Here is a 14,738-nt window from a genome sequence, read left to right as displayed (position 1 = left end):
TCCCAGCATTGATGCCTTTATCCTGAATTAGGAGTCTGCCAGCTGTGGTTGTACAAATATCTGATAGCACCTACGAAGTCAAGACCCAAGAAATTGCCAAACAGCTGTTGGCAGCAACGAGAGAAAATCGCTCCTTTTTTGCCCAAATGCGCGACCAAATGCGCTGGGATGATAAATTACTTGCCTGGGCAATGGGCAACCCTGGTTTGCGGGTGCAGCTGTTTCGCTTCATTGACTGTCTGCCTGCGCTGCACAGTAAACCGGAAGTTGCTCGTCACTTGCAAGAATACTTGGCGGATGAGTCGGTTGAACTCCCGACGAGCCTGAAAGGGATGCTCAACTTTGCGTCTCCAGACTCAATGCCCGGTCAAGTAGCAGCGACAACTGTGAATACAGCAGTTGAAACTTTAGCCCATAAATATATCGCTGGGGAAAGCATTAAACAGGTTATTAAGACGGTTGAGCGATTGCGTAAGGAGAAAATGGCTTTTACCATCGACCTGTTGGGGGAGGCGGTGATTACGGAAGCTGAGGCGCAGTCGTATTTAGATAGATATTTGGAATTGATGCAGCAGCTGACGGACGCTGCGAAGACGTGGACGCGGATTCCTGCAATAGACCAAGCCGATGGAGAAGATATCCCGCAGGTTCAGGTATCTGTCAAGTTAACCGCGTTTTATTCCCAGTTCGATCCGTTGGATGCGAAGGGAAGCGAGGAGCGAGTGAGCGATCGCATCCGGCTTCTATTACGTCGCGCCCAAGCGTTGGGGGCTGCCGTTCACTTTGATATGGAACAGTATGCCTATAAAGATTTGACGCTCTCCATCCTGAAACAGTTGTTGATGGAAGAGGAGTTCCGGAGTCGCACGGATCTCGGAATAACGCTGCAAGCTTATCTGCGCGACAGCGAACAAGATTTGCGCGGCTTGATTGACTGGGCGAAACAGCGTGGCTATCCCCTAACAGTGCGCTTGGTAAAAGGGGCGTACTGGGATCAAGAAACCATCAAGGCGATGCAAAAAGATTGGCCCGTGCCAGTTTACAGCGATAAAACCGCAACTGATGCCAATTTTGAGAAGATGACCCAGTTGTTGCTGGAAAATCATGAGTATTTATACGCGGCAATTGGCAGCCATAACGTGCGATCGCAAGCACGGGCGATGGCGATCGCGGAAAGTTTGAAAATTCCCCGCCGTCGCTTTGAGATGCAAGTTTTGTACGGCATGGGAGATAAGCTGGCAAAAGCTCTCGTCGATAAAGGTTATCGAGTGCGGGTGTATTGTCCTTATGGGGATTTGCTACCGGGAATGGCTTATTTGATTCGCCGGTTGCTGGAAAATACTGCCAATAGTTCATTCTTGAGGCAAAATCTGGAAGAGCGCCCGATTGAGGAATTGTTAGCGCCCCCCGTTGTAGAAAGTTCGGATTCATTCAAAACTCAAAACTCAAAACTCCCAACTCTAAACTTGCCTTTTCACAATGCGGCGGATACGGATTATTCTCAAGTCGAGGAAAGGAAGCGATCGCAACAAGCTTTGCAAACGATGCGCGAACAGTTGGGTAAAACCTATTTACCTCTGATTAACGGTGAATATGTAAATACATCGGATCTCGTCGATTCAGTGAACCCTTCCAACCCCAGTGAGGTGGTTGGCAAAATCGGGTTGATTAGCGTAGAACAGGCAGAACAAGCGATCCAAGCCGCAAAAGCAGCATTTGCCAATTGGCGGCGGACTCCGGTGCCAGAAAGGGCTGGAGTGTTGCGGAAAGCCGCAGATTTGATGGAAAAACGCCGCGCTGAATTATCCGCGTGCATGGTATTAGAAGTTGGGAAGCCAGTGCGGGAATGCGATGGTGAAGTTTCCGAAGCGATAGACTTCTGCCGTTACTATGCCGACGAAATGGAACGGTTGGATGCTGGGCACCATTATGACATCGCCGGGGAAACCAACCGCTATAACTACCAACCAAGAGGAATTTCTCTGATTATTTCCCCTTGGAATTTCCCCTTGGCGATTCCCACCGGAATGACAGTGGCGTCACTGGTGGCTGGAAATTGTACGCTTCTCAAACCCGCTGAAGTTTCATCGGTGATTACTGCGAAACTCAGTGAAATTTTGGTAGAAGCAGGCATCCCTCGTGGGGTATTCCAATACGTACCCGGAAAAGGTTCAACGGTGGGTGCTTATATGGTGAAGCATCCCGATGTCCACATGATTACTTTCACAGGTTCTCAGGAAGTCGGCTGTCGAATTTACGCTGATGCGGCGATTTTACAACCAGGACAAAAACACCTGAAGCGGGTGATTGCCGAAATGGGTGGCAAGAATGCGATTATCGTCGATGAAAGTGCCGATCTCGACCAAGCTGTGCAAGGTGTGGTGCAGTCCGCTTTTGGTTACAGCGGACAGAAGTGTTCGGCGTGTTCGCGGGTCATTGTTCTAGAACCCATCTATGATGCTTTTGTGGAGCGTTTGGTGGAAGCGACGCGATCGCTTAATGTTGGCCCTGCGGAGGCACCTAGCACCCAAGTTGGTCCTGTGATTGATGCAAACGCACGCGATCGCATTTTGGAATATATCGAGAAAGGGCGTCAGGAAGCAAAAGTGGCGCTGGAAATGCCCGCACCCAATAATGGCTATTTTATTGGCCCGACGATTTTCTCAGAAGTCTCGCCAGAGGCGACGATTGCCCAAGAAGAAATTTTTGGTCCTGTCTTGGCAGTCATGCGGGTGAAGAATTTCAAGGAAGCGATCGCGGTTGGTAATAACACCAACTTCGCGCTTACCGGCGGTCTATATTCGCGTACACCTTCCCACATTCAACAAGCTGAAAGCGAATTTGAAGTCGGCAACCTCTACATCAATCGTGGCATCACTGGCGCAATTGTAGCAAGACAACCCTTCGGCGGTTTCAAACTCTCCGGGGTCGGTTCTAAAGCAGGTGGTCCAGATTACTTGCTACAATTCCTCGAACCCCGCGTAATCACTGAAAATATCCAACGCCAAGGCTTCGCGCCAATTGAAGGAGTTGATTAGATTATCATTCTAGCCGTTAGAAAAACAAGCTCCCAAAGCGATTAATTCTCGGCTCATCGGTTCACCATCCTGAAATATCGTACTAAGGGCGATCGCTTACGCGGTGATGCCCTTATTTTTTTGACTGATTCCCCCTCTCTCACAGCCATATTTATTAAATCTTCCTAAAAAAATCCTATCTTTTGACAATTTTGTACTAAAAATTTGAGCAATCCTGTAAAAAATAGCTTTGAACCATAAGATTGTGTGCAGCTAATTTGCACAGAATGATTAGTCATTTTTTAGGGGTTGACATAGCTACTATTTATCACATCTGTACGATCCCATCGGTACGATCATTGCAGACCTAGCTTAAATGACTAAATATTAACCGAAAATATCCAGTAATGTCGGTTAATATCTAGAGTTTTAGCAATTTTCAATTCTTAAAAATTAAGCTATTTTGATAAATGAACAACCAACTAAAGTTGACTTGGGCGCTTCCTCCGACTTGGTTACGGTTCTTAATCATTTTTCTGTTAGCGCTGGGTGTATTTTTTCGTTTTGTCAATCTTGGTAAAAAAGTTTATTGGTACGATGAGACTCTTACTTCAATAACCATTTCTGGCTTTACAAAAGATGAGTTATACCAGCAGATTTTCACAGGAAAGGAAGTAGGAGTCAAAGACTTATTGAAGTATCAGTATCCCAATTCTGAGAAAGGCTTAATGGATACTGTTAGCTCTTTATCGTTAGATTCCCCAGAACATCCACCACTTTATTTTGTAATGGCGAGATTTTGGGTGCAGCTTTTTGGCAATTCAGTAGCAGCAACAAGAAGTGTAGCGGCTGTCATTAGCTTGCTAGCGTTCCCTTGCATTTATTGGCTATGTCTAGAATTATTTGAGTCACCTTTAGCAGGGTGGATTGCGATCGCACTGATAGCTGTCTCACCCTTTCATGTTGTGTACGCACAGGAAGCACGAGAGTATAGCTTGTGGATGGTGACAATCCTATTATCAAGCGCGGCTCTGCTTCAAGCTATACGGCTAAAAACAAAGATTGGTTGGGTAATCTATGCAGGAACGGTAGTAATTAGTCTCTACACCTATTTCTTTTCTATATTAGTTTTAATTGCACATGGACTCTATGTAGCAATAACTGCAAGCTGGCGATTGAATAAAATAATTCTTTCCTATTTGTTCGCAGTAAGTGCAGGAGGAATAATCTTTATACCTTGGTTTTTATTTATTGTCACTCATCGCAGCACAATGAGTTGGGCATCTGTAAAAATTTCTGTATTGGTTTTGGTTAAAATTTGGCTGCTTAACCTGACTCGTGTTTTTCTGGATGTTGAATTCAGCTTCAGTAATCCACTTACATATTTAATTCCTCTTGTTTTAATTTTGGTAGGCTATTCCCTTTATTTTCTTTATCGCCACTCCCCAAAGCAAGCTTTTGTTTTTATATCCACTTTAATGGGAGTAACAGCGCTAGCCTTATTACTACCAGATATAATAAAGGGAGGGCGTTGGTCAACCGTTGCTCGATATCAAACGCCATTTTATGTAGGAATTCAGCTAGCTGTTGCTTACCTATTTGCTACTAAGATAAAATTTTATGTTAATAATCAGCAAGGAAAAACATGGAGGGTTGCCATAGTTCTATTGTTTTCCTGTGGAGTTTTATCCTGTGCAACCAGTTCTCAAGCAGAAGGTTGGTGGAACAAGTTTCATAACTCGGCAAATGCTCAAATAGCTCGGATAATTAACCAAGCTGATTCTCCACTTGTGATTAGTGATTCGATTCATGGTGATATTCTTTCGCTCAGTCATCTATTGGATAATAAAGTGCGTTTTAAGCTAGTAATTGAACCGGAGATACCCAAAATCACAGATGGCTATAGCGATATATTTTTATTCAGTCCTTCAAAGACATTGCTGTTAGGGCTAAAGATAAACCATAACGACATAATGAAACCTGTTTACAAGAAAGAACTTTGGGAGGTAGTGAAGAATTAATATTTATGTCATTTATCGGTCATAAGTTCAGTCGATATAATTAAATTGAATATTTTCGTGAGTTGGGAAAACGCAAGGAAATCCAAAACCTGTATGGCTTACGAAGAAAGCTAACCCATCATACAGATAATTAATATCGCCGAATTCTACCAATTCTCTATCAAGATGCACTGAATGAACCCCACTCTCTCCTGAATAAAAATTTATTTTTTATCTTCCCTCCGCTTGCGGGGAGTAGGCTTTTTTGAATTTGCTCACAATGCCAGAAAACGAGGTAAAGCGTTGCTGAGACCCTTCTATAAGTAGCTCCCTGAAATCCATATTGAGCCATTTTCTTAAGCTTACAAGCTTTGTCAGAGCTGAGATTAAAGCAATCTCAGCTCTGTTTTATTAGAGAAATTTAATTAGTTCATCTACCGAAATCACAATTTTATTTAAAATACCATCTATCTAAAGTTTGATGAATATCTATCTTTAGATGCTTATATTGAGTTACTAATAATAACTTTCGGAAGATTTTAGTTATTTTTTTTAAGAGATTTTATTTATGGCTTATCAACCAGATATCAACGAAACAAGCGTTAAGCAGGTTGCAGGAAAATCTCAGGGAAAAGATAGATTGAAGCATTGGGCGCTCCCACCGAAAGGATTAAGGTTTTTAATTATTATCCTCTTAATTTTAGGCGTATTCTTTCGCTTCTCTAATCTTGATAAAAAAGTTTACTGGCGAGATGAAACCATCACTTCACTACAAATTTCTGGTTACACCAAGAAAGAAGTAATTCGGGAAGCCTTCACTGGTAATGTAATTGGTATTGAAGATTTACAAAAGTATCTACGGGTTAATCCTGAAAAAAGTTTAGGAGATAGCATTCAAGCCTTGATAAAAGAAGACCCCCAACATCCGCCACTGTATGTAATGTTGGGAAGATTTTGGATACAGTTATTTGGTAATTCAATAGCAGTAACGCGGAGTTTATCTGCGGTAATGAGTTTGTTGGTGTTGCCTTGTATTTATTGGCTATGCCTAGAATTATTTGATTCGTCGCTGGTAGGATGGATTGCTGTAGCGCTGATAGCAGTTTCACCATTTCACGTACTGTATGCACAGGAAGCGCGAGAATACAGTATGTGGATGGTGACAATTTTATTGTCCAGTGCGGCACTGCTGCGAGCAATGCGGTTAAAAACAAAATCTAGTTGGGGGATTTATGCAGCAACTTTGATATTAGGATTCTATACGTATTTGCTTTCTATCTTAATTGCGATTGGACATGGGATATATGTAATTGCGGTTGAACGTTTTCGCTTGAATAAAACTACTATCGCATATCTAGTTTCATCTCTTGTAGCTTCGATAAGTTTTATCCCTTGGCTAGTTCAAATCCACGAAGTTGATGCCGCCAGTTGGACAGCTAAAGAAATGCCTTTTCTATCTTTAGTTAGAACGTGGATTGGTGGTCTCAGAAGCGTGTTTTTGGATTTGCATTTTAATATTGCTGAATTTGAAAGTTATTTGGGAAGACCACTTAGTATTGCTTTATTAAGTTTAGCAGTATATTCTTTATATTTTGTATGTCGCCAAACTCAAATCCGAGTTTGGTTATTTATTTTCACGCTGATAGGCGTTACAGGTTTAACTTTAATTTTATCAGATTTAATTTTTGGGGGACAGCGTTCGGCTATTCCTCGATATCTAACCCCTTGCTATTTAGGCATTCAACTAGCTGTTGCTTATCTGCTTGCTACCAAGATTTTTTCTGGTTCGCAGCAACAGTTATGGAAGGGGATAACAACTGGGTTATTTTTAGCTGGAGTTGTGTCGTGTGCATCTATGCCAATAACTGAAATTTCTTGGCATAAGGCAACTAACAGTCCTCAGCTAGCCCCGATAATTAACAAAGCTAATAAACCGCTTTTGATTAGCACCAATCGTTCCTATAATCTAGATGAAATACTCTCGTATAGCTATCTACTTGAACCAAAAGTAAAACTTCAATTAGTAACTGAACCCAATCTACCTAAGATTGCCGATGGTTTTAGCGATGTGTTCCTCCTTGAGCCTTCTAAAGAATGGCGAAGCAAACTTGAAAAAGAGCAAAATTATAAAATAAATCTGCTAGAAGAAGGTCAATATTCGCTTTGGAAGCTTGAAAAATAGTAACAGAGCTTTATAAACATCTGGCTTTTATTGTAAATATGAGGAAGATGTTAGATTAATCCACCTAGGTTTTGTGGCTGATAAAGATAAACGCAATTCGTTTTACAAAGGACTACAAGAGTCGCCCCTACTGGTTCTGGGGATCATTTGGCTTGTGGGGGCGGTATGCGATCGCATTTGGTTTGCGCTTGACCACTCGGTACCAGCCTGGGATCAGGCAGATTACTTGACGGGATCGTTGAACTACTGGAGGGCTTTGCAACAACCCCAGTGGTTTTCAGGCGAGTGGTGGACGAGCTTTTGGCTTTTGACATCCAAAGTGCCGCCTTTTACCTACATTGCGACTGCTATCGTCCAGCATCTCTTTGGTACGGGGGCGGATCAAGCCACGCTAGTTCTGTTGCTATTCAGTGCGATGCTGTTGGGTTCGGTTTATGGTTTAGGCGTCCAGCTATTTAGCATTGAAGTCGGTTTATGGGCGGCTGGGCTGTGCCAATTGTTACCGGGGATTTATCAATATCGTCTGGATTTTCTGCTGGATTATCCGTTGACAGCAGTTGTGACATTGAGTTTCTTTTGCTTGACGGTTTGGCGAAATTGTCCAACCGTAGAGGCACAGAGGACGCACAGAACAAGAGAATGGGTTTGGGCAGCGGCGTTTGGGCTTTCTTTGGGGCTGGCGCTGATGGTAAAGCAGACAGCGCTGTTCTTTTTGTTGTCGCCGATTTTGTGGGTGGGGTTTGGTACGATTCGGCACCGGGCATGGGGACGCTTGGCGCAGCTGGTTGCTGGTTTGCTGCTGTCGGTTTTGGTATTTGGCCCCTGGTATCGCACAAATTGGCTGCTGATGCTGACAGCGGGAAAACGGGCAACTGTGGATTCAGCGATCGCTGAGGGAGATCCCGCCCTCAATACTCTAGACGCCTGGACTTACTACTGGAAAATTCTCCCTTACCATCTGTCCTGGCCTTTATTACTCATTCCGATTGTGGGATTGCTGATCTATTCAATTAAAAAATTAAGAACTCAAAATGAGAATTCTTCAATTTTTAATTTTTCATTTTTAAATTTTAATTCAATTGCTTGGCTGATGGTGTTTTGGGTGGGAGCTTATTTGCTTGGTTCGCTGAATATTAATAAGGATTCCCGCTATGTTTTGCCTTACTTGCCCGCTGTGGGGTTATTTTTAGCTTATGGTTTAACGCGCCCGACAGGACGCTGGAAAAACCATATCTGTTGGGGAACGGTTGGTTTGGCGGTGCTGCTGATGTTTCTGAATCTGTTTCCCGTGGGAGGGATGTTTGCCAATTTAACGCAAGTCCTCAGTCCCTACGCCCAGCATCCCGTTTATCTGGGAGAAAAATGGCCTCACCAACAAGCGACCGCCCAAATTATTCAAACCGAACCTTATCTGCGTTCCACCCTGGGAGTATTACCCTCAACCGCCAAAATCAACCAGCATAATTTCAATTATTACGGTGCGTTGGAAAATTTTCAGGTGTATGGGCGTCAGGTGGGAACCCGAAAAAAGTTTGTCCCTCAAGATGCGCGATCGCTTTCCTGGTTCCTCACGAAAACTGGTAAGCAAGGATCGATTCCAGACGCGCAAGCAATCATCGTCCAAACTGTCGAACAAGGTTCGGATTTCCAGTTGCAAAAGACTTGGGATTTACCCGATGACAGCGTTCTGAAACTCTATCATCGCAAAACGCCACCCATCCAAGTACAACCCCTCACAGAACCCCGTACCCAAGTCAGCCTAGAACGGGTGAGTGTACCTAATCAAGCCCCGCCAGGGAGTCCCGTACCGATTACCTACGAATGGTCTGGTTCCTGGGAACAGTTGCAATCTGGTTTAGTGCTGCTGACTTGGCGAATGAGCGATCGCATCGTTGAAAATTCCAAAGTTGAGAATCCCAAAATTGAAAATCCCAAATCTGAATGGCTGCACGATCACGGGATTGGCATGGGAGAATTGTATCCAAAAGTTCTTCCCCCTGAGCGTTCTGCGAATGGGTTTCGAGTCACCGAACAGATAGCGATGCTGCCGCCAGCAAATATATCAGCTGGAATTTATAGCCTAGAAGCGACTTACCTGAACCGGCAAACAGGTGAAACTTACCCGATCCAGGTGCCTCCCGTGACACTGAACATTGCACCCCTTGCCGCCGCCACACCCGCACCTGAGCTGGATTTGCTGACTCAGTTGCGGACTCTAGCCGCTACCTTACCCCAAGGGACAGAAGCTCTAGAGTCGATATTTGAAGAAACTGGGCGCATCAACCAGTACGACCCGATTCAAGACTATCTGAATCAGAGCTTAACGGCATTGGAATACCGACTGCAACAGGAACCGCAAAACCGGGATTGGGCATACACACTGGCTTTGTCAAAGGCGCTGAAGCGACAAGTCAAAGGTGCGATCGCTGCCTTAGAACGAGTCGTTGAGATCGACTCCCAAAATCCCTACGCTTATGCCTATCTCGCCTTTGTCCATCTGTACGATTGGCATCCCGCCGCCGCCCAGAAAGCTTTGAAACCAGCTCTTGCCATCAACCCGAACTTATCCGAACTTCAAGCCCTGAATGGCGTAGCCACGCTTCTGCAAGGCAATGTGGTTAAAGCTTGGCAAATTTTGAAAGAATTAAAAATTCCAGCCTAGAAACCAAATTCTTTCTTTTGCCTTTTGCCTTTTGCTTTTTTCAAAGATGTTTCATTAAAATTAACTCCAACTGAGGAATGCCTATCGGCTTGCTAAGATAATCATTGGCACCAGCCTCTAAACAATGCTCTCGATCTTCAGTCATTGTCTTTGCCGTCACCATCACCACTGGCAGTCTTTCCAGTTCCGGTTGCTGTCTTAAGTCTTTTAGTAAATTTAACCCACTGTATCCACCGGGTAAATTTACGTCCAACAAAACCAAATCGGGCTGGAAGGTTCGCACTCGCTGGAGGAAATCCGTCCCATCAAGCAAATGTTCGACGGTATGACCTACGATTTGGAGATAGTCTTGCAACAGCAACCCGCTACTTTCATCGTCTTCCACAATTAAAATTCGTCCTTTACCAGGGATAGAAAAAGGGTTAGCGGCGGCTTTTAACTCGCCATTGTTTAGCCCGGAAGACAATGAAGAAGAATCGCCTCCGTCGCTTGGAAACTGGGAGATGGAAACTGATTCATTGCTCATATCGGGCAGATATAGAGTAAATTCACTGCCTTTTCCTAGCGTTGAAGAAACCATCACTTCTCCACCATGAAGTCGGGCTAAACTGCGAGTCAGTGACAACCCCAAACCAGTGCCAGCGAACTGCCGGTTCAATCCACTGTCCAATTGGCGAAATGGCTCAAATAACAATGACAGTTTCTCAGGGGCAATGCCGATGCCCGTATCCGCTACGGTAAACACAATGCATCCAGGCTGCTTTTGCACAATTAGGGAAACTTTACCCGATGGTGTGAACTTAATTGCATTCGATAGCAGATTTAATAACATCTGCTTTAGCCGTCGTTCATCGGCGACACAAACATCAACTTCTGGGTCAATTTGACTGGTGAGTTGTAGCCCTCGTTCGTAGGCTTGCTCCCGCATAATCGTAACGACGTATTCGCACAAATGCGGCACGATGATTGGCATCGGGCAGAGTTGTTCTTTGCCTGCTTCGACTTTAGAAAGGTCAAGAATATCGTTAATCAGCGATAGGAGATGTTCGCCACTATTGTTAATGCAGGTAACATATTCTTTCTGTTTCTCATTGAGCGTGCCAAAAATCTCTTGCCGCATAATGTGAGAGAGTCCCAAGATCGCATTGAGGGGCGTTCGGAGTTCGTGGCTCATGGTGGCAAGGAATTCACTTTTTGCGCGACTTCCCGCTTCTGCCGCTTCCTTCGCTTCCCGCAGTTCGATTTCCTTGTTCATGCGATCGCTAATGTCATACACGACCGCTTGCAGCACTTTCCGGTTGTCCAACTCGATTGCCGTTAGCATTACTTCTGCCGGAAAATCTTTACCATCTAACTTCCGATGAACCCAATCAAAGCGACAGTTGCCTTCTGTTAGGGCAGTGGTAATGCGATCGCAAGCCAGACTCCGAGAACTTTGACCATCGGGCTGAGTCGGCGGCGAGAATTGGCTGGGATGGTTTCCACAAAACTCCTCCAAGTTATCACAGCCAAATAGCTGTAGGGTGGCACTGTTGCAATCTATAAATCCTTGTTCATCCAACAGCATCACCGCCGCGCTGGTTGATTCGTAGAGCGTCCGGAATTTGGTTTCCGATTCCCGCAGCGCCTTTTCTGCTTGTTTGCGCTCAGTAATGTCTCGCGTCGTATTGACTGCCAGCAAGACTTTCCCGGCTTCATCGCAGATTGCCGCCCCATTGATACTCACCCACTTGCGCTCTCCATTGAGACCGTGTACCACCAGCTCCTGATCGGTAAAAACTTCCCCTTGAAGTGCCCTGATTAAGGGTAACTCCGACCGATGAGGGCGGGAACCATCTGGGTTACGGACTTTTAATTTAGTTAAAAAATTCCGGACGTGAGGCATAGAGCCTGGGGCGGAGGTAGGTGTAACCCCATTCCCGACTAGACCATATATCTGTAATGCCGCCCGGTTTAACAGCACGATTTGACCATCGGGCTGGGTGACAGTAATTCCCTCTTGAATAGAATTAAGAATGGCTTCCAGCAGTGTTTTTTCCTGAGCAAGTTGCTGAGTGCGCTCTTGAACCAGGCTTTCTAGCTCTTCAAGCTCTTGGGCATTGTAGAGAGCGATCGCTGTCTGTCCAGCTAACTGTTGCAGCAGTTGAATTTCCCATTCTAAGAACAGCGGGCGCGGCTTGAGCGAGCCAACGACCAGATAGCCGTAGAATTGCTTTCTCACGAAGATAGGAGCCAGGAGTATCGTACTCGGTCTACTTTCCGGGCACAGCGCTTGGTAGGCTGGGGTCAACCAAAAGTCAGCCGTGTTTGCAATAGCTACCGGACGGTTTTCGAGCAACTCACTTCGCACCGTTTCCCAGCCTTCTACGGACAGAGTTGTCCCTTGTAGGGGCGATTGATGAATCGGCTTGACGGCATCTGATAAATGGGGCCAATACTCTGCTTCAATGTAAATTCGGTTTGATTCAGGCAAGTCTCGGACTACCATGCAGAAATCGCAGCTCATCGGGACCGCCGTCTGCCGGACAATTTCATCAACGACCGACTTTGGATCGAGATTGGAATTTAAGGCAGTAGTGATGCGGTTTACTAGGGCTTCTCGCTCTAGTTGTTGCTGCAAGGCTTGCTGAGTTTGTTGGAGCCGTATCTGCATCCGCTGACGCTCGATGGCATATCGCACGGTGCGGATCAGCAGATGGCTGTCGGCATGACCTTTCACGAGATAGTCTTGCGCTCCTTCTTGTACGGCAGAAAGTGCGATCGCTTCATCAGCGAGTCCTGACATCACCACAATCGGCACTTCTGGCACAGCATTGCGGACTCGCCTCACGGTTTCTAAACCCTGACCATCCGGAAGCGATAAATCCAACAAAATCACCTCGATAGATGGTGGGAGGCGATCGCCTCTCTGCTCACAAGGTTGCTGGTTAGTCGGTTGATTCAACCCTTCAATCTTCAACTTTTGACCGTTTAACCTTTCTGAAGTGATGAGGCAATCCAGGGCTTCTGCGAGCTTCTGAACGTGGATCAGCGTTATCTGGGGAGCATTCACTTCCCGCAGTAGTTCCCGCACGAGACGGGCATCGCCAGGATTATCCTCCACAAGCAATACGGTAAGCGGTTCAGTCTGCATGGGTTGCACTCCAATTCTTTTACTGGAGGGTCTTCTTCCAGCATTTCCCCTCTGTTTAGGCAGCGTTACCATCTTTATCAGTTAAAACTTCCAGGGTTAATTTGAAAATTCTTAGGAACCAATCCCCGTCTCCTGGTTTGGTATGTAATTGAGATGGTATGTATTGTAGATATCTTAATCTTCCGTCTATGTTATGGGGATTACTTGCGAAGTCCCTCTATTGTGCTTAATTGCCTTGTTTTTTGCCAACAGTCGATCAAGATTTTTTTAGAATTTGTATTTAGAAGCGTAATGTCTGAACCCAGCCGCCTGAATTTACTATCCTTCGCTTCGCGCAAATACTAAGTCAGAGAGGATGTCTGAGAAGTGAGTTATGACTTCATCCATCTGTACGGGTTTACGGATGGGTTCAGCAATTTTCTAGGGTTGGCGACAGCCGCTTTTTTCCCGAATAGATAGCCTATCAGAGATGCAAATACAACTTATAAAACATCTTTAACTTTCAAAATTTAATAGATAGTTTTTGTGATATTTTTCAGGCTTTTAGCTTGGAATATATCCCCCAGAAAATTATTTTTGTATGTCCAGTAAAGATTTTATCATTAATTGAATTTAAACCAAAATTTTGTAGTTGAATAATTAGAGGCAATACTCGTTGGCTTTTTAATTTCGTCATAATCTAATTAAAGTTGTATGCAAAAATTAGATACATAATATTTGAATTGAATATTAAGTTTGCAAGATAGTGAAAACCCTACGGTTCAAATACTCGACTTCTCTAAAAAGTCGGGTATCTCGGCTTTATGAACCATTTAGGATTCCACTAAATGGTTCGCGAACTCCTGTGGAGACGCGATAACTCTTGTCTCTACACTAAGACGAATACTTGCGTGCAACTTAAATAGAATGGCACTGACACCAGAGCCTTGAGATAAATCTCTCACCTTAAAGCTAAAACCTGTTAAAACAGGTTAAAAGCCTTTGCTCTACGAGTATTTCAATCAGTTTTAACGGACTTTAGCTCTTAGCCCTTTCCCGGAGAACGTTCCCGTTCGCGTTAGCCTTCTTGAGGGGTAGATTACTTTAGTTCAGGGCTTAAGTCAGTGCCATTCAACTTAAATAGGATGGCTATATATATTAAATAAAAAAAAATTTAGTTGACAAATCCGCGTAAGGTAGCGAAACATCTTATTTAAAAAACCAGTAATTTATCCTATACCCAATGGCTGATTTCGGATGAGAGATGTAATCAGAACTAGGATAGATGTGTAATAGAAAATATAAAACTTCATTAGGAGCAAACAATAATTATGACTTGGTTAGAAAGACAGCTTGGAGAAAAAAATACTAGCAGTGAAAAAGAAGAAGACAGCAAGCATGACGCTCAAGCTGTCGAGGAACAAATGAGTCCCGGACTTACAGGTGAGTACGATTGGGAGTTGCGCGAGAAGGCTGGAATGCATAAACCTCCGACACTGCCAGAATACATGGGATTTGAGGGGGAATACGATGCCAATGGATTAGCCAAGCGTGTTGCTGTTGCATTTGATGAAGATCCGAACATCAAAAATATTGAGACCCTGGCAATCGAACAAGATGGTGCCACGATTATCCTTACGGGTTCTGTTCCTAATCAATCAATTTTGAGTCATGTCGAAGCGGTTGCTGCCAAAGTAGATGGCACCAAAGCAGTAGACCTGCACCAAGTGGAAATTAAAGCCCAAGAAGGTTCGTTCCGATAAAA

The 14,738-nt window shown here is 44.5% G+C and carries 6 protein-coding genes; 5 read left to right on the top strand and 1 reads right to left on the bottom strand.

Features of this window, described 5'->3' with window-relative positions; genetic code table 11:
• Positions 1-44 precede the first annotated feature (44 nt).
• From pruA to H6H02_RS08825, 4 genes are all read left to right on the top strand, one after another.
• Entirely contained in the window at positions 45-3,038 is a 2,994-nt protein-coding gene (gene pruA / locus H6H02_RS08840; protein WP_190816678.1) for an L-glutamate gamma-semialdehyde dehydrogenase, read from the top strand.
• A 449-nt stretch (positions 3,039-3,487) separates the two neighbouring features.
• Positions 3,488-5,038, top strand: coding sequence for a glycosyltransferase family 39 protein (locus tag H6H02_RS08835; RefSeq protein ID WP_190816676.1), 1,551 nt, complete (start codon positions 3,488-3,490; stop codon positions 5,036-5,038).
• 547 nt (positions 5,039-5,585) lie between these two features.
• Positions 5,586-7,199 (top strand): glycosyltransferase family 39 protein, encoded by a 1,614-nt coding sequence (locus H6H02_RS08830; RefSeq protein ID WP_190816675.1) that lies wholly within the window; start codon positions 5,586-5,588, stop codon positions 7,197-7,199.
• A gap of 73 nt (positions 7,200-7,272) precedes the next feature.
• Positions 7,273-9,861: a glycosyltransferase family 39 protein gene (locus tag H6H02_RS08825; RefSeq protein ID WP_190816673.1), complete on the top strand. Its 2,589-nt coding sequence runs from the start codon at positions 7,273-7,275 to the stop codon at positions 9,859-9,861.
• A 40-nt stretch (positions 9,862-9,901) separates the two neighbouring features.
• Here the strand turns inward: H6H02_RS08825 and H6H02_RS08820 are convergent, their stop codons facing one another.
• Positions 9,902-12,994 (bottom strand): response regulator, encoded by a 3,093-nt coding sequence (locus tag H6H02_RS08820; protein WP_190816671.1) that lies wholly within the window; start codon positions 12,992-12,994, stop codon positions 9,902-9,904.
• Positions 12,995-14,304: 1,310 nt separating this feature from the next.
• Here H6H02_RS08820 and H6H02_RS08815 point away from each other — a divergent pair.
• Positions 14,305-14,736: a BON domain-containing protein gene (locus tag H6H02_RS08815; protein ID WP_190816669.1), complete on the top strand. Its 432-nt coding sequence runs from the start codon at positions 14,305-14,307 to the stop codon at positions 14,734-14,736.
• Positions 14,737-14,738 lie beyond the last annotated feature (2 nt).

The organism is Coleofasciculus sp. FACHB-1120 (assembly GCF_014698845.1).
In the GTDB taxonomy this organism is placed as follows: Bacteria; Cyanobacteriota; Cyanobacteriia; order Cyanobacteriales; family FACHB-T130; genus FACHB-T130.
The sequence above is the reverse complement of the archived record's forward strand: the minus strand, read 5'-3'. Positions and strand labels throughout refer to the sequence as shown.

Coding starts and splice junctions, on each gene's coding strand:
- H6H02_RS08835 (WP_190816676.1), top strand. CDS start 3,488: ATGAACAACCAACTAAAGTTGACTTGGGCGCTTCCTCCGACTTGGTTA.
- H6H02_RS08830 (WP_190816675.1), top strand. CDS start 5,586: ATGGCTTATCAACCAGATATCAACGAAACAAGCGTTAAGCAGGTTGCA.
- H6H02_RS08820 (WP_190816671.1), bottom strand. CDS start 12,994: ATGCAGACTGAACCGCTTACCGTATTGCTTGTGGAGGATAATCCTGGC.
- H6H02_RS08815 (WP_190816669.1), top strand. CDS start 14,305: ATGACTTGGTTAGAAAGACAGCTTGGAGAAAAAAATACTAGCAGTGAA.